General features: G+C 72.6%; 22 protein-coding genes. 11 read left to right on the top strand and 11 right to left on the bottom strand.

What is annotated here, in order from left to right:
* Nucleotides 1–56: 56 nt before the first annotated feature.
* Nucleotides 57–497, bottom strand: coding sequence for an STAS domain-containing protein (locus ACFU5F_RS07630; RefSeq protein ID WP_383883480.1), 441 nt, complete (start codon nucleotides 495–497; stop codon nucleotides 57–59).
* A gap of 505 nt (nucleotides 498–1,002) precedes the next feature.
* Here ACFU5F_RS07630 and ACFU5F_RS07625 point away from each other — a divergent pair.
* Both ACFU5F_RS07625 and ACFU5F_RS07620 read left to right on the top strand, forming a co-directional pair.
* The gene (locus ACFU5F_RS07625) at nucleotides 1,003–1,584 is read left to right on the top strand and encodes a sigma-70 family RNA polymerase sigma factor (protein WP_383883357.1); all 582 of its coding nucleotides are present in this window, start codon (nucleotides 1,003–1,005) and stop codon (nucleotides 1,582–1,584) included.
* Nucleotides 1,581–2,972, top strand: a complete 1,392-nt coding sequence (locus tag ACFU5F_RS07620; protein WP_383883354.1) for an MDMPI N domain containing protein — start codon at nucleotides 1,581–1,583, stop codon at nucleotides 2,970–2,972. Before ACFU5F_RS07625 ends, ACFU5F_RS07620 begins: the two co-directional genes overlap by 4 nt.
* Nucleotides 2,973–3,115: 143 nt before the next feature.
* Here the strand turns inward: ACFU5F_RS07620 and purU are convergent, their stop codons facing one another.
* Both purU and ACFU5F_RS07610 read right to left on the bottom strand, forming a co-directional pair.
* Nucleotides 3,116–3,997, bottom strand: coding sequence for a formyltetrahydrofolate deformylase (gene purU, locus ACFU5F_RS07615; protein WP_383883352.1), 882 nt, complete (start codon nucleotides 3,995–3,997; stop codon nucleotides 3,116–3,118).
* Nucleotides 3,998–4,071: 74 nt separating this feature from the next.
* Nucleotides 4,072–4,572 carry a hypothetical protein gene (locus ACFU5F_RS07610; RefSeq protein WP_383883349.1) on the bottom strand — a complete coding sequence of 167 codons (501 nt, stop codon included), beginning with the start codon at nucleotides 4,570–4,572 and terminating at the stop codon, nucleotides 4,072–4,074.
* Between the two features lie 128 nt (nucleotides 4,573–4,700).
* On the opposite strand from ACFU5F_RS07610, the gene ACFU5F_RS07605 reads away from it, so the two are divergent.
* A complete protein-coding gene (locus ACFU5F_RS07605) occupies nucleotides 4,701–6,005 on the top strand; it encodes an ABC transporter substrate-binding protein (protein WP_383883346.1) in 1,305 nt (434 codons plus the stop codon).
* Between the two features lie 82 nt (nucleotides 6,006–6,087).
* Here the strand turns inward: ACFU5F_RS07605 and ACFU5F_RS07600 are convergent, their stop codons facing one another.
* Together ACFU5F_RS07600 and ACFU5F_RS07595 are read right to left on the bottom strand one after the other, a co-directional pair.
* Nucleotides 6,088–7,755: a hypothetical protein gene (locus ACFU5F_RS07600; protein WP_383883343.1), complete on the bottom strand. Its 1,668-nt coding sequence runs from the start codon at nucleotides 7,753–7,755 to the stop codon at nucleotides 6,088–6,090.
* Between the two features lie 156 nt (nucleotides 7,756–7,911).
* Nucleotides 7,912–9,294, bottom strand: a complete 1,383-nt coding sequence (locus ACFU5F_RS07595; RefSeq protein ID WP_059080432.1) for a hypothetical protein — start codon at nucleotides 9,292–9,294, stop codon at nucleotides 7,912–7,914.
* A gap of 304 nt (nucleotides 9,295–9,598) precedes the next feature.
* Between ACFU5F_RS07595 and ACFU5F_RS07590 the strand changes: the two genes are divergently transcribed.
* From ACFU5F_RS07590 to ACFU5F_RS07580, 3 genes are all read left to right on the top strand, one after another.
* Complete coding sequence (locus ACFU5F_RS07590; protein WP_383883341.1) at nucleotides 9,599–10,282, top strand: bifunctional DNA primase/polymerase; 684 nt, start codon at nucleotides 9,599–9,601, stop codon at nucleotides 10,280–10,282.
* An 86-nt stretch (nucleotides 10,283–10,368) separates the two neighbouring features.
* The gene (locus ACFU5F_RS07585) at nucleotides 10,369–10,986 is read left to right on the top strand and encodes a DUF6333 family protein (RefSeq protein WP_383883338.1); all 618 of its coding nucleotides are present in this window, start codon (nucleotides 10,369–10,371) and stop codon (nucleotides 10,984–10,986) included.
* Nucleotides 10,987–11,034: 48 nt separating this feature from the next.
* Nucleotides 11,035–11,931, top strand: coding sequence for a hypothetical protein (locus ACFU5F_RS07580; protein WP_383883336.1), 897 nt, complete (start codon nucleotides 11,035–11,037; stop codon nucleotides 11,929–11,931).
* Between the two features lie 106 nt (nucleotides 11,932–12,037).
* Here the strand turns inward: ACFU5F_RS07580 and ACFU5F_RS07575 are convergent, their stop codons facing one another.
* Both ACFU5F_RS07575 and ACFU5F_RS07570 read right to left on the bottom strand, forming a co-directional pair.
* Nucleotides 12,038–12,895 (bottom strand): alpha/beta fold hydrolase, encoded by an 858-nt coding sequence (locus tag ACFU5F_RS07575; RefSeq protein ID WP_059080430.1) that lies wholly within the window; start codon nucleotides 12,893–12,895, stop codon nucleotides 12,038–12,040.
* 1,510 nt (nucleotides 12,896–14,405) lie between these two features.
* Entirely contained in the window at nucleotides 14,406–15,098 is a 693-nt protein-coding gene (locus tag ACFU5F_RS07570; RefSeq protein ID WP_013002761.1) for a metal-dependent transcriptional regulator, read from the bottom strand.
* 344 nt (nucleotides 15,099–15,442) lie between these two features.
* Here ACFU5F_RS07570 and ACFU5F_RS07565 point away from each other — a divergent pair, with 344 nt between their 5' ends.
* From ACFU5F_RS07565 to ACFU5F_RS07550, 4 genes are all read left to right on the top strand, one after another.
* Entirely contained in the window at nucleotides 15,443–16,204 is a 762-nt protein-coding gene (locus tag ACFU5F_RS07565; RefSeq protein WP_383883333.1) for an SIS domain-containing protein, read from the top strand.
* A gap of 189 nt (nucleotides 16,205–16,393) precedes the next feature.
* Nucleotides 16,394–17,893, top strand: a complete 1,500-nt coding sequence (locus ACFU5F_RS07560; protein ID WP_383883330.1) for a PAS domain-containing protein — start codon at nucleotides 16,394–16,396, stop codon at nucleotides 17,891–17,893.
* Between the two features lie 73 nt (nucleotides 17,894–17,966).
* Nucleotides 17,967–18,629: a 1,4-alpha-glucan branching protein gene (locus ACFU5F_RS07555; RefSeq protein WP_383883327.1), complete on the top strand. Its 663-nt coding sequence runs from the start codon at nucleotides 17,967–17,969 to the stop codon at nucleotides 18,627–18,629.
* Nucleotides 18,630–19,095: 466 nt separating this feature from the next.
* A complete protein-coding gene (locus ACFU5F_RS07550; protein WP_383883324.1) occupies nucleotides 19,096–20,124 on the top strand; it encodes an isopenicillin N synthase family dioxygenase in 1,029 nt (342 codons plus the stop codon).
* A gap of 33 nt (nucleotides 20,125–20,157) precedes the next feature.
* On the opposite strand, the gene ACFU5F_RS07545 is transcribed toward ACFU5F_RS07550, so the two are convergent.
* A complete protein-coding gene (locus ACFU5F_RS07545) occupies nucleotides 20,158–21,258 on the bottom strand; it encodes a citrate synthase 2 (RefSeq protein WP_383883321.1) in 1,101 nt (366 codons plus the stop codon).
* Between the two features lie 154 nt (nucleotides 21,259–21,412).
* On the opposite strand from ACFU5F_RS07545, the gene pdxH reads away from it, so the two are divergent.
* Nucleotides 21,413–22,042, top strand: coding sequence for a pyridoxamine 5'-phosphate oxidase (pdxH, locus tag ACFU5F_RS07540; RefSeq protein WP_383883477.1), 630 nt, complete (start codon nucleotides 21,413–21,415; stop codon nucleotides 22,040–22,042).
* 31 nt (nucleotides 22,043–22,073) lie between these two features.
* Here pdxH and ACFU5F_RS07535 read toward each other — a convergent pair whose 3' ends face one another.
* Genes ACFU5F_RS07535 through ACFU5F_RS07525 form a run of 3 tightly spaced genes read right to left on the bottom strand, consistent with a single transcriptional unit; the run spans nucleotide 22,074 to nucleotide 25,074 of the window.
* Nucleotides 22,074–22,766, bottom strand: coding sequence for a TetR/AcrR family transcriptional regulator (locus tag ACFU5F_RS07535; RefSeq protein ID WP_383883475.1), 693 nt, complete (start codon nucleotides 22,764–22,766; stop codon nucleotides 22,074–22,076).
* Entirely contained in the window at nucleotides 22,763–23,509 is a 747-nt protein-coding gene (locus ACFU5F_RS07530; RefSeq protein ID WP_383883319.1) for an enoyl-CoA hydratase family protein, read from the bottom strand. The genes ACFU5F_RS07535 and ACFU5F_RS07530 overlap by 4 nt, the downstream gene beginning before the upstream one ends.
* Nucleotides 23,506–25,074, bottom strand: a complete 1,569-nt coding sequence (locus tag ACFU5F_RS07525) for a 4-coumarate--CoA ligase family protein (RefSeq protein WP_383883317.1) — start codon at nucleotides 25,072–25,074, stop codon at nucleotides 23,506–23,508. Before ACFU5F_RS07525 ends, ACFU5F_RS07530 begins: the two co-directional genes overlap by 4 nt.
* Nucleotides 25,075–25,085 lie beyond the last annotated feature (11 nt).

The following is a 25,085-nucleotide window of genomic DNA, read 5'->3' as shown; positions in this document are numbered from 1 at the left end:
ACCACCGTGTGCGACACCTCGTACGCGCGTGCCGCTCACCGGGAGGGCGCCGGGATTCAGGCCGACAGGGGGCCGGCCTCGTCGTCGGACTCCGGCGCGACCGCCGAGGCGACGTCCGGGTGGACGTCGAAGAGGCGCCGTACGCCGAGGGCGGCGAGGACCCGGTTGACGTGCGCGCCCTCGGCCGGGCCGCCGCCCGCGTGGCCGTCGGCGGGGAGGATCAGCCGCAGCCGTCCCCGGCAGGAGCGCATGAGCCGGCGGGTGGCGACGAGGACCCCGACGCCGCTGGAGTCGCAGAAGACGACGTCGGTGAGGTCGAGGACGAGACTGCGGCGTCCGTCGGCCACCGCCTCGTGCACGCGCTGGCGCAGCTGGGGCGAGGTGAGCAGGTCCATCTCACCGGACACGTGCAGCACGGCCCACTCACCCGTCACGCCTTCGCCCTGTACGCCTTGCCCGTCCTGATCGCCGTCGGTCACCTGGAACGTCACCGCGATGCCTCTCAGTCGCCGAACCGGAAGCCACTGCACCGCTTCCTGCTGCGCGGCTGCCCCGCCGTCGTTCCATGAAACACCCCCGGCACGCGGAAAGCGCGGGGTAAGCGAGCCAATTCAGGGGCCTTTTCGGTGCGATTTCTATCGAGTACGGTCACATGTGATCGACTATTGATCGTGAATGGATGCAGATCAGACATCCATCAGTCGAACTCATGCAGATCCGGCCACACAGGAGGTCGTACAAGCATACGAAGGGCGGGCGGACGCCCACGTGGGGGGCATGGAAACGGCTTGCGCCAGTGGTCATACCACCTTCGGCCCCACGAGGGGCGCACATTGCCATAAAGGGGCGTGCGCGGTCAGCGGTGCCGACTACATTCGGGACGGCGGTGCACGGAGGCTGGAAACAGGGCCGGAGACGGGGGAGGCGGACACCGGGTCCGCGGTTCCGCGGTCCGGCGGTCATTCAGGAACGGCGCAGGTACGAGCAGGGTGAGGGGGCCGTATGGCGACGAAGGACGCTCCGCCCCGCTGGGACCGCAAGATGCAGCAGCGGCTGGCGCGCGGCGAGGCGGCGGCGCTCGGTGAGCTGTACGACCGGTTCGCGTCCCTCGTGCACGGGCTCGCCCACCGCGTCCTCGGCGACGATCGCGGCGCCGACGGCATCACCCGCGAGGTGTTCCTCCAGCTCTGGGAGAACCCGGAGGCCTACGACCCCAAGCACGGCCCCCTGCGCTCCTGGGTGGCGGCGCTGACCCACCGCCTGGCGGTGCAGCGGCTGCGCGCCACCGAGACCGCCGCGCTCGCCCGGGGCGACGGGGGCACCACGGAGGACCTGGAGCGCAAGGTCCACCACGCCTCGGTCGCCGCCCGCGCCGACTACATAGTGCAGGCGATGCCCACACCGTTGCGGGCCGCCCTGGAGCTGGCGTACTTCCAGCGCCGCGACTACCGCCAGACCGCCGCCGACCTCGGCGTCACCGAGGACGAGGCCCGCCGCCGCCTCCGCCTCGGCCTGCAGCTCCTGTCCACCGCCCACGACACCCGCCCCTCCGGCACCCCGCCCGAGCCCGGGGCCACGGCGTGACGGGCGGACCGGCCCCGTTCGAGGGGCCCGGCGGCCGGGGGAACGGCTCCGGCGGACCGTCCGGACCCGAGGGCCCCCGCGACGGCGACGGCGACGAGCCGATCGGACCGCCGCGCATACCGCTGCCGCGCTCCTCGGTGGAGGACACCGGGCTACCCCTGCCGGACCCCACGCCCTCGCCGGACCCCACGCCCTCGCCGGAGCCCCCGCCGCCGACGGCGGCGCCCCCGGCTGCCCTCGTGCTGGAGCACCACGTGCTCAAGGCCCTGCTCGGCGCCTGGGCGCTGGCCGCGTGCTCGGCGCAGGAGGCGCTGGCCGTCGAGGAGCACCTCGGGACGTGCGGCGCGTGCGCGGACGAGGCGCGGCGGCTGCGGGAGGCCGTGGGGCTGCTGCATCCCCCGGAGAGCCTCGACCTGGACCCGGCGCTGCGCACCCAGGTGCTGGGCGTCTGCCTGGGCCGCCGCCCGCCGCGCATCCCCGTACCGCGCTGGGCCGCCCCGTACGACGCGGAGACGGCCCGGCTGGACGCGCTGCTGCAGGACATCGGGACCGCCGACTGGCACGCGCCCGTACGGCTGCGCTGGTTCGAGGGCGCGGGGCCGGTGAGCCGGCGTACGACCGTCGCCGGGGTCATCGCGCATCTGCTGAGCGTCGACGGGCTGGTCGCGGCGGCGCTCGGCCTGGACGACCCGCTCGACGGCCCGGCCTCCAAGGACGACGGGCCCGTCGCCGGCACGCCCGCCGCGCGCACCGAGGCGTACTGGAAGGCGTCCCACTTCCCGCCCGGCCGCGCCCTGCGCGCGCCCTGGCGGCAGCAGAGCCACGACATCGTCCGCACGACGTCGTTCACGGGCGGCGGCGGCCGGGACGGCGCCGACGACTCGGGGCGCCTGGCGGTCTCGTACGGCGGCTTCGAACTGCCGCTGCGGGACGCGATGCTGGACCGGGCGTTCGAGTGCTGGATCCATGCCGAGGACATCGCCGAGGCCGTGGACTACCCGTACGAGCCGCCCTCGGGCCGCCATCTGCACGGCATGATCGACCTGGCGGCGCGCATGCTGCCCCTGTCCCTGGCCGAGCGCCGCCGGACCGGGCTGGCGTCCCCGCCCGCGCCCGGCCGCCACCTCGTACCGGCCGGCACGCCCGGCCGCAGCCTCCGCCTGGAGATCGAGGGCGCCGGCGGCGGCGAGTGGCTCATCCCCCTGGACTCCCCCGGTGCCCTCGGCTCCGCCGACCACGAGGTCGCCCACGTGGCCCTGGACGGCGTCGAGTTCTGCCGCCTCACCGCCGGCCACGTCCCCCCGGAGGAAGCGGCCGCGGGCCAGGCCGGCGACCGCGAGGCCATCCGAGACGTCCTCTTCGCCGCAGCGGCCCTGAGCCGCATGTAGAGGAACACGCGCCCGCCAGAGGGATTGGGCGCAGCCCATCAAGGGGCGCGGGGAACTGCGCGACCAGGCCCCACGCACCCGCACCCGCACCCGCCGAGCCACAGTCGCCCCCGCGCGATGAGGCGCCCCCGTCGGCGGAGCCCCTACGCGAAGACGACCGTCCGTCGGCCGTTCATCAGGATCCGCCGCTCGGCGTGCCACTTGACCGCCCGCGCCAGCGCCTGGCACTCCACGTCCCGCCCGACCGCGACCAGCCCCTCGGGCGTCACCCCGTGCCCCACCCGCTCGACCTCCTGCTCGATGATCGGCCCCTCGTCGAGGTCGGCGGTGACGTAGTGCGCCGTCGCCCCGATCAGCTTCACACCCCGCGCGTGCGCCTGGTGGTACGGCTTCGCGCCCTTGAAGCTCGGCAGGAAGGAGTGGTGGATGTTGATGATGCGGCCGCTCAGCTGCTTGCACAGGTCGTCGGAGAGGACCTGCATGTAGCGGGCCAGCACCACCAGCTCGACGTGCTCCTCACGCACGATCTCCAGCACCCGCGCCTCGGCCTGCGCCTTGGTGTCCTTGGTGACCGGAACGTGGTGGAAGGGGATCTCGTACGACCGCACCAGCTCGGCGAAGTCGGTGTGGTTGGAGATCACGGCCGCGATCTCCACCGGCAGCGCCCCGATGCTGGCCCGGAAGAGCAGGTCGTTCAGGCAGTGGCCGAACTTGCTGACCATCAGGACGACGCGCATCTTCTCGTCGGCCCGGTTGATCTGCCAGTCCATCTGGAAGGAGTCACCGATCGCCGCGAAGCTGGCCCGCAGCTTCTCCACGTTCACCGGCGCCTCCGCCGAGAAGTGGACGCGCATGAAGAACAGTCCCGTGTCGTGGTCGCCGAACTGCTGGCTGTCCTCGATGTTGCCGCCGGTCATGAAGAGGTAGCTCGACACGGCGTGCACGATGCCCGGCTTGTCCGGGCAGGCGAGGGTGAGGACGTACTGGTCGGCGGGCGCCGCGGCTCGGGTGGACTGCGCGTTCATGCCCGACAGGGTCCCATATGGCGTACCCGGACCGGCAACCGTCCCGAGGACCGGACCCCCGCCCGGCGGGCGGCCTACGCCGCCCGCGTCATGATCCGCAACACCTCCAGGGTGCGCGGCGCCGTGTCCGGGTCCTCCCCATCGCTGGCCGAGAGGCGTACGTGGGCCTCACGAGCCGCACGCACGGCCTCGGGCCAGGCGTCGTGGTCGAGGTAGGCGGAGACGGGCGCGTCCGGACCGACCTGGTGCATGATCCGCAGCACGCGCAGCACGGCGGTGTCGACGAGGGCCGCCTCCTGGGCGTCACGGAAGATCGTGCCGACGTACTTCTCGGCGGACCAGTTGTCCAGCCAGGTGTCCTCGACCAAGCGGTACACGGCGTCGGTGACGTCCCCGTACCCGTCGACGCCCGCCAGCCAGACGTTCTGCTGGAACGCGGGGTCGGAGAGCATGTGCAGCGCGGAGCGCACATTGCTGCGCCAGCGCCACCACGGCATGTCGTTCAGTGGCATGTCGCCCATGGTGGATGAGCGACGCCCGCGACGGGAAGGGGTCTCCGAGCCTTGGACGGTCATCGCTCCTGCGTTCCTCTCTGCGACCTCACGAAAATACGATCGTAGCCCTTCGCAATTCACCTCCCGGTCACCTCACGTTGCACCTCCGTCACGCCCGGGTTGGCGATGTGGCGGAATCGTGCGGAGTCATGACTGGCTTCCGGGCACGACGGACCCCTCTGTCCACAGACCTCCCCCAAGGGCTCGCCACGCGCCTGGTCAGGGCCACCACGCTGGCGGCGTGCGCGGCGCTCGTCGCCGGGTGCGGGGTCGTCCCTGGTACCACGGGGGGTACCGGGGACGGCCCCGTCACCGTCATGACCTGGGCCCCCGAGAAGACGGCCGCCACCAACAAGCCCGGCATGCCCGCGATGGCGAAGGCGTACGCCCGCTGGGTCAACGCCAACGGCGGCATCAACGGCCGCGAACTGAAGATCCTCACCTGCAACGACCACAACGAGACGGTGACCGCCGCGAAGTGCGCCCGCCGTGCCGCCGACGCGAACGTCGTCGCGGTCGTCGGGTCCTACAGCCAGCACGGCCGTTCCTACCTCGCCCCGCTGGAGTCCGCGGGCATCCCGTACATCGGCGGCTACGGCGTCACCGACGACGAGTTCGCCAGCGCGCTCTCCTACCCGGTCAACGGCGGCCAGGCCGCCCTCATGGCGGGCCTCGGCGAGCAGCTCGCCAAGGCGTGCGGCCCGGTCGCCCTCGTACGCCCCGACTCGATCGCCGGCGACCAGCTGCCGCTGCTGCTGAACTCGGGGCTGCGGACCGGGGGCCACCCGGGCTCCGAGGACCAGCTGGCGGCCGAGGACGCCACCGAGTACGGCGGGCACGCGCGGGAGGCCCTGCGGCGGGCCGCCGCCGATCCGGCCGCCCAGGGGTGTGTGGTCCCGGCGCTCGGCGACCGCACGTTCACCTTCATGGACTCCTTCCGCCGGGACCGCGCGGACTACCCGTCCGTCCGCACCGGCACCGTGCTCGGCAGCGTCGACCAGACGGTGATCGACGCGACCGGTGGCAGGTCGGGGCCGTACGAGGGGGCGTACGTCACCGGCTGGTACCCGGTGGAGACCGACAAGCGGTGGGACCGGATGAAGCGGGTGATCCGGGAGCACGCGTTCGGGGACAACCGGATCGATCCGGCGGACCCGGGTGTGCAGACCACGTGGATCGCGTACACCGTCCTGCGGACCGCCCTGGAGAAGATCGGCGGCGGCGAGGTCACCTCGCAGACGGTACGCCGTGTCCTCGACAGCGGTCTGAAGGTCACCACGGGGGGCCTCACCCCGCCGCTGCGCTGGCGCTTCGAGGACCTCATCGCCTCCGCCGGCTTCCCCCGCCTCATCAACCCCGAGGTCACCTTCCAGGTCGTCCGCAAGGGCCGGCTGGTCGCCGCCCGGCAGGACTTCGTGAACGTGGAGAAGACGCTGGTGGAGGCGGAGGGCTGAGCGTACGGCCGGGTCGGGGCGGGCCGGGGGCGGCGGACGGGCCGCCGTCGCGGCCCCGTCGCGTCACCGGAGCCGCCCGCTACTACAGCTGGACCGCCTGGCGCTGGGTCAGGCCGTACTTCGTGGCGATCGTGTTCCAGAGCTTGGCGGCCTTGGCCTTCTCGGCGCTGGCGGTGCCGCTGGCCGCGTTGCCGGCCTGGGTCTGGCCGGTGGGGCGGGCCTGGCCCTTCCGGCAGCCCTTCCTGCCTGCGGTCTGGTCGGCCCACGCGGCGTAGTGGTCGTCGGCGGAGGCGGAGGCCTGCCAGGCCTTGGTGAGCGAGGCGGTCAGGGCCTCGTGGCCGGGCAGCTTGTCGACGGACAGCTCACCGAGCCGGGTGACCAGCTCGTTGCGCTGCTTGGCCGCGTCCCGCAGATCGGTGGCGGCCTGTCCCAGGTTCGTGCAGGTCTTGATGTTGGCGACCGCCTTGATCACGCTGTTACGGCTGTTGCCGCTGTCCGCCAGCAGCTTGTCCAGCGCGACCGCCTGCTCCTTCGCCGGGTCGGCCGGCGCGGCCGCCGACTTCTCGGGCGCCCCGGTCGCCGCCACCGGCGTGTTGCCGCTCGACGACGACGTGTCACCCGACCCGGCCATCAGCGCGCCCGCCCCGATGCCGAGCACCGCGATCCCCACCCCGACGAGCGCGATGAGCGGCACCCGGGACTTCGTACGACCGCCCCCAGCGCCCCCGCTCTCCCGTCTCGCGGAGGACGACCGCCCGGTGTGGCCACCGTGCCCCCCGTGCCCGCCGTGGCCACCCGGGCCCTGCGACGGCTGCGGGGCCTGTGCGGGGTCGATCCTCGGCATCTGCTGCGTGCCCCCGGAGGCGCCCCCGGCCCCCGCGTCGCTGCGGAAGAGGCTGTCGAACACGTCCGGCTGCTGCTGCGGCTGCCGCGCACGCTGCTGCCCCGGCGCGCCGTACGGCTGCGGCGGGGCGGGCGTCTGCGCGGCCACCGGCGGTATGAACTGCGTCGGCTGGGCGTCCGGGTTCCCGCCCGGCATCGCGTGCGGGGGCTGTCCGGGATGGCCGGGGGACGGCAGCGGCCCGGCACCGTGGTCCGGCACCCGCCCGAGGTACGCCGTCGCGTCGGCCGTCGCCTCCGGCGGCAGCGCGCCCGGCCCGACCGGCGGCAGGAACTGCGTGGCGGCCTCCGCGGCGGGCGCCTGCGCGGCCACCGGCGGTATGTACTGCGTGGCCCCCTCGTCCATCGGCATGGCCCCGGCGGCCGGTACCGGGGGGATGTACTGGGTGACCCCTTCGTCCATGGGTCCCTGCGGCATCGCGACCTCACCCGCGACCGGCGGCAGGGGCGCGCCCGAGCCCGCGCCGCCGTACCCGCCGTGGCCGTACGCCTGCCCCTGGGAGCCCTCGGGCGGCAGCGGGGTCCCGCCCTGGGTGCCGTACGCGCTCTGGGCTCCGTAAGCGGCCTGGGCGCCGTACGCGTCGTACGCGCCCTGGTTCCCCTGGCCGCCCCACTCCGGCGCGGACGGCGCGCTGTTCCAGTGGCCGACGGGCGCGGCGGCCTCCTCGGAGCCCCACCGCGCGCTCTGGTCCCAGGGCTGGGGCTGGGGCTGAGGCTGGGGCGGGGCCGGCGGCAGCGGCGCCGGTGGCAGATCGCTCGGGTGGAGCGGCGCCCCACCGTCCGAGGGCAGCACGATGCCTTCGCGCGCGGTACGCGCCGAGGGCTCCTCGCCCTGTCCACTCTGCGTCACCGAGACTCCTACGAATGGGGGACTTGCGGAATCGTCGGCTCACGCTACCGGTTCCGGATGACGGCCTTGCACCACCCGCGCCCCGACGAGGGGCCGAAGCCTCCCCAGGGGCGCGGCACACCGCGCGAGCCGTCCCAGTACCCCCTCCGCGGCGCTCTACGCCGCCTGCAGGTCCATCCGCGCCCCGAACTCCCTGACCACCGCCTCCTCCCGGAACGGCTCCAGCCGCTGCTGGAACTCGTCCAGGTACTCGGCCCCGCGGTTCGACCGCAGCGATCCCAGCAGCTCCACGGCCTTCATCCCCGTGTGACAGGCCTGTTCGATCTCCCGCTGCTGCACCTGCGCCGTGGCGAGGAGCACATACCCGATCGCCCGCCGCCGGGCCCGTGACTCCGGATGCCTGGCCAACGACTCCTCGGCCCGCCGGGCGGCCGCCTCGGCCTGCCCCAGATCCCGGTGGCAGTGCGCCAACTCGTCGGCGAGATATGCCTCGTCGAAGTGCTTGATCCACACCGGGTCGTCCCCGGCCGAGGGGTCCGCGCCCTCCAGCGCCTCCACGGCCCGCCCCGCCGCGGCCTGCGCGGCGCGCGCGTCGCCCATCAGCGCGTGCCCGCGCGCCTCCGCGGCGTGGAACATCGACTCCGCGCGCGGAGTGGCCCGCCCTCGCGCCCCCTCCTGCGCCGCCCGCGCCAACTGCGCGATCTCCCGCGGGTTCCCGAGCTGTGCGGCGAGGTGGCTCATGGACGCGGCGAGGACGTAACCGCCGTACGCGCGGTCGCCCGCGGCCTGGGCGAGGCGGAGCGCCTGGATGTAGTACCGCTGGGCGAGGCCGGGTTGCCCGGTGTCGACGGCCATGTACCCGGCGAGTTCGGTCAGCCGGGCGACCGCGGCGAACAACTCCCGTCCCACCGCCTCCCGGTAGGACCCGGCGAGCAGCCCCGAGACGACACTGTTCAGGTAGTGCACGACGACCGGCCGCACATGCCCGCTGCCGTACTGGTGGTCGAGGTCGACGAGCGCCTGGGTCATCGCGCGCACGGCGTCCACGTCGGCCGACCCCACCCGGGGCCCCGCCGTGCGGGCCACCTGGGCGTCCGGCGCGGAGATCAGCCAGTCCCGGCTGGGTTCGACGAGCGCGGAGGCGGCGACGGACGAGCCGGAGAGGAAGTCCCGCCGCCCCACGTCGCTGCGCCACAGCTCGCAGACCTGCTCGATCGCCCCGAGCACCGTCGGCGAGAACTGCAGACCGACTCCGGACGCCAGGTTCTTGCCGTTGGCCATGCCGATCTCGTCGATCGTGACCGTCCGGCCCAGTTTGCGGCCGAGGGCCTCGGCGATGATCGCGGGCGCCCGGCCCCTCGGCTGCTGTCCCCTCAGCCAGCGGGCCACGGACGTCTTGTCGTAGCGGAGATCGAGGCCGTGCTCCGCGCCGCACATGTTGACCCGCCGGGCCAGTCCAGCGTTGGAACAGCCCGCTTCCTGGATGAGCGCCTGCAGTCGTTCGTTCGGCTGCCTGGCGACGAGCGGCCTTGCGGCCATGGCGTACCCCCTGTGGCTGTGGTGCCTTGCCCACGCACCGAGTTGACGTGTCCTCAACGGCCGACTCCTCTCGCATAGGTGTACCCACCTGTCGAAAGGATCCGGCCTCGAAGATCAATGCCCCGCCGACATACCGAAGATGCGAGACATACCAGGATTGCCGGGGTAAACACGGATGCTGTACCCCACACGTGGCTACCCGGCTCACTTCGTGATCCCGCCCGCGCGCCCCCGCCCGTGCGCCCATGCGCCCCGGGCCGATCGGCGATGCTCTCCCCCGCGCATGTGACTTCCGTAACCCCTGATGACCGCTAGAGTTGTGTTCATCGTGGAAGAGACCATCGCGGGCCCTGAAGCTGCCCACATCCCGAAGCAGCGCGGCGAATCGCTGCTGGACACCGCCGTTCGATACGCCGAAGAACGCCACTGGGACGTGTTCCCCGGTACGTGGCTGGAAGCCGTCGACGGGGTGCAGCACTGCTCCTGTGGCAGCACGGCGTGCGCCACCCCCGGCGCGCACCCGGCGCGCGAGGACTGGGCGACCCAGGCGACAGGCAGTGCGACCGTCGCACGCCGTCTGTGGTCGAGTCAGCCCACCGCGTCGATCCTGCTGCCGACGGGCCATACGTTCGACACGATCGACGTTCCCGAGACGGCCGGTCTGCTGGCGCTGGCCCGCATGGAACGCATGGAGCTGACCCTCGGCCCGGTGACCTGGACACCGGACCGCCGGATGCACTTCTTCGTGCTGCCCGGCGCCTCCGTCAAGGTCCCCGATCTCGTACGGAAGTTGGGCTGGTCGCCGCTGGCGCTCGACCTCAAGGCCCTGGGCGAGGGCGAGTACGTGGCGGCTCCGCCGACGCGGTACGGGTCGCGGGGGGCCGTGCAGTGGGCCCGGCGCCCCACGCCGGCGAACCGGTGGCTGCCGGACGCGGAGGAACTGATCTCGCCGCTCGCCTACGCGTGCGGCCGGGACGGACGGCGCTGACTTCCCCGAGCGGTTCGGGGCGGCCCTGCCCCCCCGCCCGCCCAGGGGTTGCCCTGGTGCCTCTTCCCTGTCCCTAGGGTGTCGTCATGACCGAGGACACCTTCTGGAACGTGCCGGAGGATCACGAAGTGGTCCGGTACGGGGAGTTCTTCCTGACCGTGATCCGTGCGCCGCTGCCGGGCGGCTCGGCCGTCCTGCCCGCCCATGACCCGGCGCGGGCACGGGAGTTCGTGTACTCGTTCGGGACCGTCGACGCCGTTCGTGAGGAACTCGCCCCCGTGAGCGCCACCGACGCCGTCGGCCTGGCGACCCGGGCGGATCTCGACATCGTCCGGGTCGGATGCTGGGGCGCGGTGACCGAGGTCGTCGATCCGGCTCTGGGGAACACCGGGGACGACGTCCCGTTGTGGGAGTGCGCGGCGGCGCTGCGCGAACGGTACCCGGACGCGGCGGTGATCGGGGCGGCCACGGTCGAGCACCACGTGACGTACGGGGCGTGGGCGATCGCGCATCCCGACGGACCCGCCGTCTTAAACCCGGACCAGCCGGACACGATCATGGACTCGACGTTCGCGTCCACCGACGCCGGCCGGGTGCTGCTGGAGGCGGACCTCCGGCTCAAGCACGACTTCTACAAGGCCCTCGACCCCAAGACCGAGGTCGGCGAGCGGGCCTGGGCCCAGATGGCCCGGCGCGACGGCTGACCCTGCCTGCACTCGCTGCGCAACTGGATCGAGCCCGACACGGCGAAGGTGCGCGAGCAGGACGGCGGCATCTACATCCTCGACGCCCCGCTGAAGCTGCAGACCGAGCCGATGGACATCAGCACCCCCGGCCCCGGCGGCGCGGGCTGCGACCTGACCAAGGCCGAGACCGAGCAGAACGACCGCGTCCTGAAGAACACGATCGTCCCGCTGGTCGAGAAATGGATCAACACCGGCCCGGACTACGCCGACCTGCGCCGCGTCTACACCTCGCGGGTCGCCGCCGAGTGGATCCGGCAGAAGGACCAGCAGAGGCCCACCGACTACCGGAAGATCATCAACAGCGACGACGTCAGCCGCTGGCCGCTGCGCGCCCCCAACCAGAACTGGAAGAAGACCGACGTCTACGACCGGTACGTCAAGATCTTCAAGGAGGGCGAGTTCAAGTACGAGATCAGCAACGGGCAGGACGTGTACGTCTACACCGTGGGCGGCGTCGACTTCTCCAAGTCGCCCAAGCGGAACGTGACCCGGGTGCAGTTCGACCTCGAACACCCCGGCCTGGACAGGACGACGAGAACCAGCGTCCGGACGGTGACGACGTACCGGGACACCGACACCGTCTTCCTGGGTGGCAGCGGCAACAGCGCCCGGCCCGGCCCCGGCGACGAGGACCCGGCACCCGAACCGACACCCGGCGGCCCCGGAAAGCCGAAGCCGAGCGACACCCCGTCGACCCCGGCGCCCACCCCCTCCACCCCCGGCGGCGGTGACCCGCAGCCCCCGCCGGCCAACCGGCCCGACCCGGACGGCGGCCTCGCCGACACCGGCGCCGGTCTGCCGGTCGGGCTGCTGTCGGGCCTCGCGGCGGCGGTCGTCGCGGCGGGCGGCGCTCTGGTGTGGTGGATGCGCCGGCGCAGGACCGCGCCGGACGCACGGCCGTAGGGCGTGAGGGAACTGCCGTAGACCAGGAGACGAGGAGGGCGAGGCAGGACCAGGAAGGGCCCCGGAGCGACGGCGAACTCCAGGGGCCCTTCCGCTCCGTCGGGCGTCAGTCCGCGAAGCCGTCCAGGAACGGCTCTATCGCCGCGCGCCACGCGTCCGGCTGGTCGTAGTGGACGAGGTGGCCCGCGTCGGCGACCTCGGCGTACTGGCCGTGGGGCAGCACGCGGACCATCTCCTGGGACTCGGCGCGGCCCAGCTCGCCGTCGAGGCCACGGACGACGAGGGCGGGGCAGCGGACCTGGGTCAGCTCCTCCCAGTGCGCGTCGTACACCCACGTCTCACGGGTCTTCAGCATCTGCTCGGGGTCGAAGACGGGCCGCCAGCCGTCCGGGCCCTCGTGCATGACCTCGGCGTAGAACTCGCCGCGGGACGGGCTCGGACGCTCCACCCAGGGGTCGTCCTCTCCGAACCACTTGCGGACGTCGGCGAGCGTGGCGAAGGGCAGCGGCCAGGCCTTGAACCAGTTCTCCCACTCGCGCTGCGAGGCGGCGCCCAGTGCCGAGGCCCGCATGTCGCAGATGATCAGGCCGCGCACCAGGTCCGGGCGGCGGGCGGCCAGTTGCCAGGCGGTCAGCGCGCCCATGGCGTGGCCTATGAGGACGACCGGGCCGAGGCCCAGTTGTTCGACGGCGGCCTCGGCGTCCTCGACGTAGGCCTCCCGGGTGTACGCGGCCTGTTCGGGCTTGGCGCTCTGGCCGTGGCCGCGCTGGTCCAGTGCGACGGCGCGGTGCCGTTCGGAGAGCCAGCGGGCGGTGGGGGCCCAGTGGGAGGCGCGGCCCATGAGGCCGTGCAGTAACAGCACCCCCGGCCGGGGCTCGTGTTCACCGGACTTGGGCGGTTCGTCGAACTCCCAGGCGGCGAGACTCACGCCGTCCGCTCCCGTCACGTCGATACGCCGCACCATTGGCACCCCCCAGACTCCCGCCCGGACCGCTCGCTCCCGCCTCGTGTACCCACTTCGAGCCGGTCGGTCCACTCGTCCCCACTGCTGTCGTTCCGTTGTTCCGCTGCTGCTGCTACCGCTTCCCCGCCGCATCCGCCGTCGCTCCCGCCGCCGTCGCCCTGTGCGCGCCGCTCGGACGACGGGCACTTGTGTTACAGCGTGCATATCGGTTGACACGTTACGTGTGGGGCGTGCGCATCAGTTATGGCACGAGTCACGCGACGCCACGCCGCACACGTTATCGAATACACATTCGAAGATGCCGCTCTGGGCGACAACACCCCTCATTCGAGTGACCTCCCTCAAGGATTGCCCGCCGCCGCCGAGGGGAGATCTTCAACGGGAGGCGGACCGCTCGGGGACAACGGTCCGAGGGGAATGACCCTGGGAGCTCGGGGCTCCGGGTCAGCACAGGGGAGGACAGGCCCCGGCGCCGTGTGGCGCCGGGGCCCTCCTCACGTCCACGGCACATCACGCCCTGCCCCCTCCCCTACCACCGGAGATCCGCCGTCTCGGGCGGCCAAGAGCCCCTCAGGTCATATGCCTCACGCGCAAGCCTCGCATGCGCACGGGCCGCGCGCTGCGATTCGGCGCACTGAATCTTCGTTACGCCAGGATCCCGGACGCGGACCTCGGCAGCTCACAACTTCCCCTCCAGCAACGGGAGTTGGCAGGTGATACGAACACCCGTCGGCACACCCCGAACAACGACGACCAGAAGCCGCCACGAACCGGCACCGACGACCGAACTCGGCCGGTACACGACGTCGGCGGCCGAAATTCACCGGTGCGGCACCCGTGTCGGTACGGGGCCATGCACGGATCCCGGCACGGCAGCACTCGCGGCGGCGGTCGACGGTCGACGGTCGGGGGCAGGCGGTGTGCGACGGCGAGGTGCGCGGGCCACGGCGTCCTCGGCGGCGAGGGCCGCGGGCCGCCGCCGCACGTGACGCGCCAGCGTCATCGCCGGCGCCGAGCCCGGAAACCGCGGTGCGCCACACCGGTCGGTACGGTCCCGGCACACCCGAGGGCCGAGGCGGAGAACCGGCAGCGCGCGCGGCGGCATCGGCGGCCTGGAGCGGTCTGGTGTGGCGCCGGGGACCGCGGGGCCCGGCACCTGCCGGAGACGGGGACGGAGGCCGCAGGCGCGCATCGGGTGGGCAGCACGGCGGGGCGCGAGGGGGCAACGGCCGGCGCCGATGCCGGGATCCGCCGGCGTTCGGTACCGGTCCCGGCGGCCTCTTCAGCCGGGACCGAAGACCGCCGCCGCACCCGACGCGTCGGCGGCATCGGGCCCCGCGGGGCCTGCCCCGGCACTCCTCGGCGGTGGACGAGGAGAGCCGGCGCCGCGCGTGCCTACCCGGCGAGGCAGACGGCGACGCCGGTACCGGTGGGTGGCGTCGGGGTGCGGGAGGGCGCCCCTACCGCGGCCGGGGCGGTGGAGGCGAGGGCGGCTTCGGGCGGGGCGAGGTCAGCGCTTGGCGACGAACACGTGGGAGGCCACGTCCGCCTCCAGCTCCGCCGCCTCGCCGCCGCTGCCCACCAGGACACCGCCGGCCGCCTCCGTCACGCTCACCACGGAACCGGGCTGCACGCCCGCGCGGCGCAGCGTGTACATCAGCTGGGCGTCCGTCTGGATGGGCTCGCCGATCCGGCGTACGACGACGGTCTTGCCCTCCGTGCCCGGGTCGAGGTCGGCCAGCGACACCATGCCCTCGTCCAGGAAGGGGTCGGCGCCGTCCTTCTCGCCCAGCTCCTCCAGACCCGGGATCGGGTTGCCGTACGGCGACTCGGTCGGGTGGCGCAGCAGCTCCAGGACGCGGCGCTCGACCGCCTCGCTCATCACGTGCTCCCAGCGACACGCCTCCGCGTGCACCTGCTCCCACTCCAGGCCGATCACGTCGACGAGCAGACACTCCGCGAGGCGGTGCTTGCGCATCACGCGCGTCGCCAGCCGACGACCCTCCTCGGTCAGCTCCAGGTGACGGTCCGCGGCGACGCCCACCAGGCCGTCGCGCTCCATGCGCGCGACCGTCTGGCTCACCGTCGGGCCGCTCTGGTCGAGCCGCTCGGCGATCCGGGCACGCATGGGGACCACACCTTCCTCTTCCAGCTCGAGGATGGTGCGGAGATACATCTCCGTCGTATCGATCAGTCCGGACATACGTGCCCCTCGATGTGATCCAGCCGGAGGCTTCGACGGCCATACCGGCTTGCTGCGGCTTGCTGCGCTGGCCCTGGACCCAATTCTTACGCATCCGACCGACAACCGGGTGGTGCCGGGGGAACGACGGCGGCATGACTCGCGTCGGGTGGCCGATTTGTTACCTGACACCCCTTTCTCGACGCACAGAGGAGGAGCCGGACCGCTTCGGTCCGGGGACGGGCGCGAACCGCACGTGGCCGGTCACCACCGCTCAGCCACCGCCATATTGACACCCTTCTGGTCCAGACCTTTAACGTGATCCGCGACACTCAGGACTCGGCAGCAGGTGAAGGGGTCGGCGCATGGGACTGGACGGCGGCACGGCGGGTGGGCGGTTCCTCGACGCGGCGATCGGGCTGCTGGAACGCGTACGGGACGAGGAGGGGCAGACGGTCGTCGCGGCCGGTGAGCTGATCGCGGACACCGTCGCCGACGGCGGCCGCCTCTTCGCGTTCGGGGCCGGACACTCCTCCCTCGCCGCCCAGGACCTCGTCTACCGCGCCGGCGGCCTCGCCCTGATGAACCTGCTGGCCGTCCCCGGCACACTCGGCGTCGACGTACTCCCCGCGACCCTCGGCTCGGCACTGGAACGGGTCGACGGACTGGCGGCCGCCGTCCTCGACAACAGCCCGCTGCGCGCGGGCGACCTGCTCGTCGTGATCTCCCTCTCCGGACGCAACGCCCTGCCCGTGGAGATGGCCACGCACGCCCGGGAACGAGGAGTGAAGGTCATCGGCCTCACCTCCGTCGCCTACGCCACGGCGACGACTTCACGCCACTCGTCCGGCACCTTCCTCAAGGACCACTGCGACCTCGTCCTCGACTCGAAGATCGCGGTCGGCGACGCCGAACTCACCCTCGACACCATCCCCGCCCCCTTCGCCCCGGCCTCCACCGTCGTCACCTCCGCGATCCTCCAGTCGGTCATGGCCACCGCAGCCGCCTCCCTCGCGGACCGGGGCATCGAGCCACCCCTGCTCCGCTCCGGCAACGTCGACGGCGGCCTCGACTGGAACGACCGGATCATGCGGGAGTACGGAGATCGCATCTTCTACCTGCGCTGACTGAGCAACCGGGTTCGTGGGAACGTTGAGAAGGGTGAGGAGGAAATCCCGCGAACAACGATTTCGTCCAAATCTTGCGTGAACCAGATGTGGGCTGGGTCACGTTCGAGTTGAATGAAGGCCAGTGAGCGAACCGACGCGCCGTACACGCCGTACACGCGGACGTAACGCAGCCTGCAGGGGGTTCAGGTGAGTGCTTCCCGCCGTCGTGGGACCACCGACGAGCTCGGACCCGACGAGCCCGAGCGGAACGGTCCCACGGACAAGAACACGAAGGACGCCAAGAACACCGAGGACACCGACGACAACGAGGGCACGGTGAACACCGAGGACACCGACGGCACCGGAGGATCCACGGAACCCGGCGGCTCGGATCTCCTCGCCGCCCTGCTGGACGGCATGGACGCCGCCCTCTGCGCCTTCGACGCCGACGGCGTCGTCACCCACTGGAACCGCGAGGCCGAACGCATCCTCGGCTGGACCCCGGACGAGGCCGTGGGCCGCCGCGGCTTCGCCGGATGGGCCGTACGGACCGCCGACGCCGAGGAGATCGAGGGGCGGCTGATGGCCGCCATGCACGCCGCCGGCCGGCAGGTGCACGAGTTCGCCCTGGTCACCAAGGACGGCGGACGCGTCCTCGTCCGCACCCAGTCCGCCGCCGTACCCGGACCCGACGGCAAGCCCGCCGGCCTCTACTGCGCCTTCAGCGAGGTCCACGCGCAGATCGACCTCGAACGCTCCATCGCCCTCAGCGAGGCCCTCTTCGAGGACGCGTCCTGGGGCGTCGTCCTCGTCGACGCCGACCTGCGCCCCGCCGTCGTCAACGCCCACGCGGCCCGCTCCCTCGGCATCGGCCGCACGGCCGTCCTCGGACGCCCCCTCGGCGAACTGCTCGCCCAGGGCGTCGAGGAACTGGAGAGCGCCCTCACCCACGTCCTCGCCGAGGGCGCCCCGCCCGCGCCCGCCGAGATCTGGGTCGGTGTCCGCACCCCCGACGGCGAGAAGCGCAGGTGCTGGCGCAGCGGCTTCCTCCGCCTCTCCTCGCCACTGGCCGAGGAACCGGTTCCCCTCGGCGTCGGCTGGCTCTTCCAGGACATCACCGAATCCAAACAGGGCGAGCAGGAGGCCGCGCAGCTCCGCTTCCGCGTCAACCAGCTCCACCGGGCCGCCCGCGCCGCCGCCGAGTGCGAGGACCCCGGCGAGGCCGCCACCGTCCACCTCGACTTCGCCCTTGCCGGCTTCGCCGACCACGCCCTCATCGACCGGGTCTCCGGCGGCTCCCTCGCCGACGGCGAAGGCCCCGCCCGCCTGGTACGCGCCGCCGCCACCCCCTCCGGCCGGCCCGGCCCCAGCCATCTCGCCGGCCACGCCGGCATCCCGGTCCGCTACGGCCCCGGCCACCCGGCCCTCCAATGCGTCGACCGGGCCGGCTCGGTCCGCGCCAGCGCCGGTTCGGCCACCCCGGAAGCGGCCCGCGAATGGGCCACCGGACGCCAGTGGCCCCCGGAGAGCGTCCACGCCCTCTGCGCGGTCCTCCGCAGCCGGGGCCGCACCCTCGGCGTGGTCACCTTCCTGCGCACCGCCGGCCGCACCCCCTTCGAACGCTCCGACGCCACCTACGCCGAGGGCGTCGCCCTGCGCATCGCCACGGCCCTGGACCTCGAAGCCCTGGAGAGGTCGTCGGAGTAGGGAGTGTGAGTGGCCGCGCGGCAGGGGAACCAAGGACTCGCGTCCGCTGATCGTCCCGGCGGAGAATCCCCGCATGGCTGTCATCCACCACACCACGCTGAAGCCCACCAAGCTCGAACTCCTGGCCTCCTGGCTGCCCACCCGCCCCTGGTACGTCGGCGGTCCGGACGCCCCGGTACTGACCAGGGCCGGCGGCTTCCGGCTCGACGACCCCGAGGGCGAGGTCGGCATCGAGTTCATGGTCGCCACCGACACCTCCGGCCCCACCCCGGTCCACTACCTGGTCCCCCTCACCTACCGGGGCGCCCCTCTCCCCGACGCCGACCACGCCCTCGTCGGCACGATGGAACACGGCGTCCTGGGCAGGCGCTGGGCCTACGACGGCTGCCACGACCCGGTGCTGCTCAGCCAGCTCCTCGCCCTGTTCGAGGGCCGCGCCGAACCCCAGGCCCAGAGCCTCACCGACACCCCGGACCACGAGGTCACCTGGGCCTACACCGGCGACAGCCCGCTTTCCCTGGAAGCACTCACCCCCACCGACGACCACGAGAGCACCCGGCTCCCCGTCCTGCCCGCCACCACGCTCCAGATCAACCGGATCCTGCGACCCGCCCAGGACAGTCCCGTCGACCGCGCCGAGGGGACTACGGGACACCTCGTAGGCCACTGGGGCCTGACCGAGGGCAGCCTGGCGCGCGGGCTCTTCGCGGTGGTGCGCAGAAACCCTGAGGTCTGAAACGGGATCGGCATTCCCGCACAGCGGAGGCGACCGTCCGTGGAAAATCACTTGAGCACCGTCGCCTCGGTTCCTAATGTGGGACCCACGCCGAAAGGAGGTGATCGGGTACATGTGTGAAACCCGGACGCGCGAGGTGGCTGCGGGCTAGCAGCCCGTCACCATACTCAGTGCGGTGTCGGACCAGCGTGTGATCTGAGCACGTCAGCCGGCCCAATCTCAAGCAGTCACCCGACCCGCAGGCTCGCCGGTACGTCCGGCCGGCTTCTCCGCCCCTGGGCGGAGGGACCCAGAGTCTGCGGGTCGTCTGCGTTTCGTAGGGCGCAGTATGCTTTCACCATGCTTCCGATACTCGTTCGACGCCGGCACGTGGACTTCGTGCGCGTCACGAGCATGGGCTGTCGGCCTTCCGTCTGACCTCGGAACCCGGCCCCCAGCACTCCCCTTCTCCTCTCGGACGCATCTCATGACGAACTCGGCGACGGCATCGTCGTCCCTCCAGCTGCCCATCATCGATCTCTCCGCCGCCGATCGCGGACCGGAGGCGCGGGCGCTGTTGCACGCGCAGTTGCACAGTGCCGCGCATGACGTGGGTTTCTTCCAGCTCGTCGGCCACGGGGTGAGTGAGGAGGAGACCCGGCGGCTCACCGGAGCCATGCGGCGGTTCTTCGCCCTGCCGGAGGCCGAGCGGCTCGCCATCGACAACGTCAACTCGCCGCATTTCCGGGGGTACACGCGCACCGGCGACGAGCGGACGGGCGGCAGCCGGGACTGGCGGGACCAGCTGGACATCGGGGCCGAGCGGGCCGCGCGTCCGCCGGGGGACGGGGAGCCCGCCTACTGGTGGCTGCAGGGGCCCAACCAGTGGCCCGGCTCCCTGCCGGAGCTGCGGGACGCCGCCCTCGCGTGGATCGACCGGCTCGGTTCCGTGGCGCAGCGGCTGCTGCGTGAGCTGCTGGTGTCCATCGGGGCGCCCGCCGACTTCTACGACCCGGTCTTCGGGGAGCGGGCGCATCCGCATCTGAAGCTGGTGCGGTACCCGGGGAGCTCGGGGGACGGTGCCGATCAGGGGGTGGGGACCCACAAGGACTACGGGTTCCTGACGCTGCTGTTGCAGGACCGGGTCGGTGGGCTGCAGGTGGAGCGCGCGGACGGGCTGTTCCACGATGTGCCGCCGGTCCCGGGGGCGTTCGTGGTGAACCTCGGGGAGCTGCTGGAGGTGGCGACGAACGGCTATCTGCTCGCCACCCGGCACCGGGTCGTCAGTCCGGCGGGGGCGACCGAGCGTTTCTCGGTGCCGTTCTTCTACAACCCCCGCCTCGACGCGCGGGTCGACCCCCTCGTCTTCCCGTATGCGTCCGTCGCGCCCGGCGTGACCGACGATCCGGGGAATCCGCTGTTCGCCGAGTACGGGTTCAACGAGCTGAAGGGGAAGCTGCGGGCGCATCCGCTGGTCGCGGAGCGGCATCACGCGGGACTGCTCAGCCCCGCGTGATGCCTCGGGGCCGAGCTGCTCCGCGAGGCTGGGCTAGCTCGCGATGTCCTCGAACCCGGCGATCTCCTGCGGGCTGCGCGCGGGTGGGCCCACGTAGCGGGCGGAGGGGCGGACGAGGCGGCCGGTGCGCTTCTGTTCGAGGATGTGGGCGGACCAGCCGGCCGTGCGGGCGCAGGTGAACATCGAGGTGAACATGTGCGCCGGGACCTCGGCGAAGTCGAGGACGATCGCGGCCCAGAACTCGACGTTCGTGGCGAGGACGCGGTCGGGGCGGCGGGCGTGGAGTTCGGCGAGGGCCGCCTTCTCCAGGGCCTCGGCGACCTCGAAGCGGGGGGCGCCGAGGTCGCGGGCGGTGCGGCGCAGGACGCGGGCGCGGGGGTCCTCGGCGCGGTAGACGCGGTGGCCGAAGCCCATGAGGCGTTCGCCCTTGTCGAGTGCCTGTTTGACGTAGGCGTCGGCGTCGCCCGTGCGTTCGATCTCTTCGATCATGCCGAGGACGCGGGAGGGGGCGCCGCCGTGCAGGGGGCCGGACATGGCGCCCACCGCTCCGGAGAGGGCGGCCGCCACGTCGGCGCCGGTCGAGGCGATGACGCGGGCGGTGAAGGTGGAGGCGTTCATGCCGTGCTCGGCCGCCGAGGTCCAGTAGGCGTCGACCGCCGCGACGTGCTTGGGGTCGGGTTCGCCGCGCCAGCGGATCATGAAGCGTTCGACGACGGACTGGGCCTTGTCGATCTCGCGCTGCGGGACCATGGGGTGGCCCTGGCCCCGGGCGGACTGGGCGACGTAGGAGAGGGCCATGACGGCGGCGCGGGCGAGGTCGGCGCGGGCCTGCTCCTCGTCGATGTCGAGGAGGGGTTTGAGGCCCCAGACCGGGGCGAGCATGGCGAGCGCGGACTGGACGTCGACGCGGATGTCGCCGGAGTGGACGGGGATGGGGAACGGCTCGGCGGGCGGGAGGCCGGGGCGGAAGGCGCCGTCGACGAGGAGGCCCCAGACGTTGCCGAACGAGACGTGGCCGACCAGATCCTCGATGTCGACGCCCCGGTAGCGGAGGGCGCCGCCTTCCTCGTCCGGTTCGGCGATCTCCGTCTCGAACGCGACGACTCCTTCGAGCCCGGGTACGAAGTCGGACATCAGGCGGCTCCTCTTGATGTGTGCGACAGGGGTTCCAAAACCATACGCCTGAGTGCCAGGTTTGGGGAGAGTCTGCGGCACTCAGTGCCACTTCTCCTCCACCGGACCGTTGATACGGCAGGATGACCATGTGAACGATCACGACCCCGCCGTCATGCGCAAGCAGTACCGCGCGGACGGTCTCGACGAGAGCGAGCTGGCCGGCGACCCCATGGAGCAGTTCGCGCGGTGGTTCGGGCAGGCCGCGCGGGAGGGCGCGGTGTTCGAACCGAACGCCATGGTCGTGTCGACCGCGGACGCCGAGGGACGGCCGAGTTCCCGGACGGTGCTGATGAAGGCGTACGACGCGCGGGGCTTCGTCTTCTACACGAACTACGGCTCCCGCAAGGCCCGTGATCTGGACGAGAACCCGCATGTCTCGTTGCTCTTTCCCTGGCACGGGATCGCCCGGCAGGTGATCGTGACGGGTACCGCGCTGCGGACCGGGCGGGACGAGACGGCGGCGTACTTCCGGACGCGTCCGCATGGTTCGCAGCTGGGGGCGTGGGCCAGCGCGCAGTCGTCGGTGATCTCCTCCCGGGCCGAACTGGACGCCGCGTACGAGGAGTTGCACGCCCGCTACCCGGAGGGCGAGCAGGTTCCGGTGCCGCCGGACTGGGGTGGTTTCCGGGTGACGCCGCGGACGGTGGAGTTCTGGCAGGGCCGGGGGAACCGGCTGCACGACCGGCTGCGGTACACGGCGGAGGCGGACGGGTCGTGGCGGGTGGAGCGGCTGAGTCCGTAGCCGCCGAGTCCCGGGGCGCGCCCCCGGGACCTCAACCCAGGGCCTTGTCCAGCAGGGCCGCCCACTGGGCCACCACGCGGTCGCGGCGGCCGGAGTCGTCGGTGAGGAGGTTGGCGAGGCCGAGCCCGCGGGCCATGTCGAGGAGGCCCTGCACGGTTTCGCGGACGCCGGGGACGGTCTCGTCGGCGCGCAGCAGCTCGACGGCGATGCGGTGGGTCTCGCGGCCGACCCGGGCTTCGAGTTCGGTGACGCGGCAGCGGAGCTGCTCCTCGTCGGAGGCGGCGACCCAGAGGTGGAGGGCGGCCCGGAAGAGGGGGCCGGTGAAGAGGTCCACGACGGCGGCGACGACGGCCCGGCGGTCGGCGGTGCCCTCGGGGAAGAGGGCGCGCAGGGCGAGGGAGCGTTCCTCGGCGACGTACTCGACGGCGGCGGTGAACAGGTCCTCGCGGGTGCGGAAGTGGTGCTGGGCGGCGCCGCGGGAGACGCCGGCGCGTTCGGCGACGACGGAGACGGTGGAGCCGGCCCAGCCGTGTTCGGCGAGGCAGGACACGGCGGCCTCCAGGAGCCGCTTGCGGGTGACCCGGCTGCGGTCCTGCTTGGGCCCCCGGTCCGCCACCGGGCCGGCGTCGGTACCCGTATCGGTCTCGGCGTCGATCCCGGTCTCCGTCTCGGCGCCGATCCCGGTCTCGGCGTCGGTCTCGTCGGAGGCGCCCACCGCGCTCACAGCACCCATCCCGGTTCCCGTCTTTCGAGGAAGGCCGTCATGCCCTCGCGGGCGTCGGCGGAGACGAACAGGCGGGACGAGAGCCGGGTCAGTTCGCCCGCGTCCACGTCGAAGTTCTCCAGCACCTTAGCCGTGAGCAGGTGTTTCGTCTCCGCCAGGGCCCTCGGTGAAGCCCGGCGCAGGCCGTCGAGGACGGGTTCGAGCACGTCGTCGACGTCGGCGCCGGTGGTGGTGAGCAGGCCGATGCGGGCGGCTTCGGCCGGGCCGAAGCGCTCGCCGGTGAGGTAATAGCGCGCCAGGGCGCGCGGGTCGGTGCGGGGGCGCAGGGTGAGGGAGATGACGGCGGGCGCGACCCCGATGCGGACCTCGGTGAGGGCGAAGGTGGCCTCGGGTCCGGCGGCGGCGATGTCGCAGGCCCCGAGCAGGCCGAGGCCGCCCGCGCGGACGTGCCCGGTCACCCGGGCGACGACGGGCTTGGGCAGTTCGAGGATCAGGCGGAGCAGAGCGACCAGGGCCGCCGGGTCGGGCGGGTCGCGCAGGTCGGCGCCGGCGCAGAAGGTGGTGCCGGTGTGGGTGAGGACGACGGCTCGTACGGTGTCGTCCTTGCCGCACCGGTCGAGGCCGTCGCGGAGTTCGGCGACGAGGGCGGCCGAGAGGGCGTTGCGGTGGGCCGGGGCGTCGAGGGCGAGGGTGGTGATGCCCCGGTGGTGCGCGGTGCGCACGAGGGGGTGGGGGTCCGTCACAGGCGCTCCCTGAGTTCGCGGCGGAGGATCTTCCCGGAGGCCGCGCGGGGCACGGCGTCGATGAAGGTGACGTGGCGGACGCGTTTGTAGGGGGCGACGCGTTCGGCGACGTACATCATGATCTCGCCCTCGGAGGGTGCGCGGTCCGTGGGGCGGCGGACGACGAAGGCGTGCGGGACCTCGTTGCCGTGGCCGTCGTAGTGGCCGATGACGGCGGCGTCGGCGATGCCGGGGTGGGTGACGAGAAGGGCTTCGAGTTCGGCGGGGGCGACCTGGAACCCCTTGTACTTGATCAGTTCCTTGACGCGGTCGACGACGTACAGCCAGCCGTCGGCGTCGGTGTGGCCGATGTCGCCGGTGGAGAGCCAGCCGTCGGCGTCGATCATGTCGGCGGTGGCCTCGGGGCGGCCCAGGTAGCCCTTCATGACCTGGGGGCCCCGGATGACGATCTCGCCCGGTTCGCCGGGGCCGAGGTCCTTGCCGGGGTCGTCGAGGGAGACGATCCGCATCTCGGTGCCGGCGATGAGTTTGCCGACGGTGCCGGGGGGCGCCGACGCGGCCCGGTCGAGGGGCACGATGTGGGAGCAGGGGGAGAGTTCGGTCATGCCGTAGCCCTGGACGACCGGCGGCAGACCGAGGCGGGCGGAGCAGGCGGCGGCCAGCGTCGCGTCCAGGGGCGCGGCGGCGGAGAGGATGTGCCGGACCGAGGTGAGGTCGTGGCGTTCGGCCGCCGGGTGCTTGGCGAGGGCGAGGACGATCGGCGGGGCCACGTAGAGGTGGGTGATGCGGTGGCGGACGATCGCCGCGAGGTAGGTCTCCAGGTCGAAGCGGGGCAGGACGACGACCGTGGCGCCGCGCCGCAGCGGGGCGTTCATCAGGGCCGTGAGCCCGTAGATGTGGAAGAACGGCAGGACGGCGAGGACGCGGTCGCCGGGGCTCACCGGTACGAGGGGTTCGAGCTGGGCGAGGTTGGTGGCGATGGACCGGTGGGTGAGCATGACGCCCTTGGGGACGCCGGTCGTGCCGGAGGAGTACGGGAGGGCCGCCACGTCCGTGGCCGGGTCGATGGCGACGGCCGGTTCGGGTGCGGTGGAGGCGAGCAGGTCGATCAGTGAGCGGTGGCCGGGGGCGCTGTCGCAGACGAAGATCTCCCGTATGCCGCCGACGCGTTCGGCGGCGGCGCGGGCGGTCTCCAGGAGCGGGGAGACGGTGACGATCCAGGTCGCCCCCGAGTCCCGCAGCTGGGTGGCCAGCTCGCCCGGGGTGGCCAGCGGGTGGACGGTGGTGACGGTGGCGCCCGCGCGGGTGGCCGCGTAGAACGCCGTCGGGTAGGCGATCGTGTTGGGGCTGTGCAGGGCGAGTACGTCCCCCTTGCGGACGCCCGCCTCGGCGAACGCGGCGGCGAGGCGGCGGTGGAAGCGGTCCACCTGCTCGTAGGTGAGGGTGGTGCCGTCGACGCCGTCGATCAGCGCGGGCAGCTCGCCGAACTCGGCGGCGCGGGCCAGCACGGCGTCGTGGATGGGGAGTTCGAGGGGCGGGACGTCTGCGTACTCGCTGCGGAACACGGTTCCTCCAG

Source organism: Streptomyces sp. NPDC057438 (genome assembly GCF_042802995.1).
Lineage (GTDB): Bacteria > Actinomycetota > Actinomycetes > Streptomycetales > Streptomycetaceae > Streptomyces.
The sequence above is the reverse complement of the archived record's forward strand: the minus strand, read 5'-3'. Positions and strand labels throughout refer to the sequence as shown.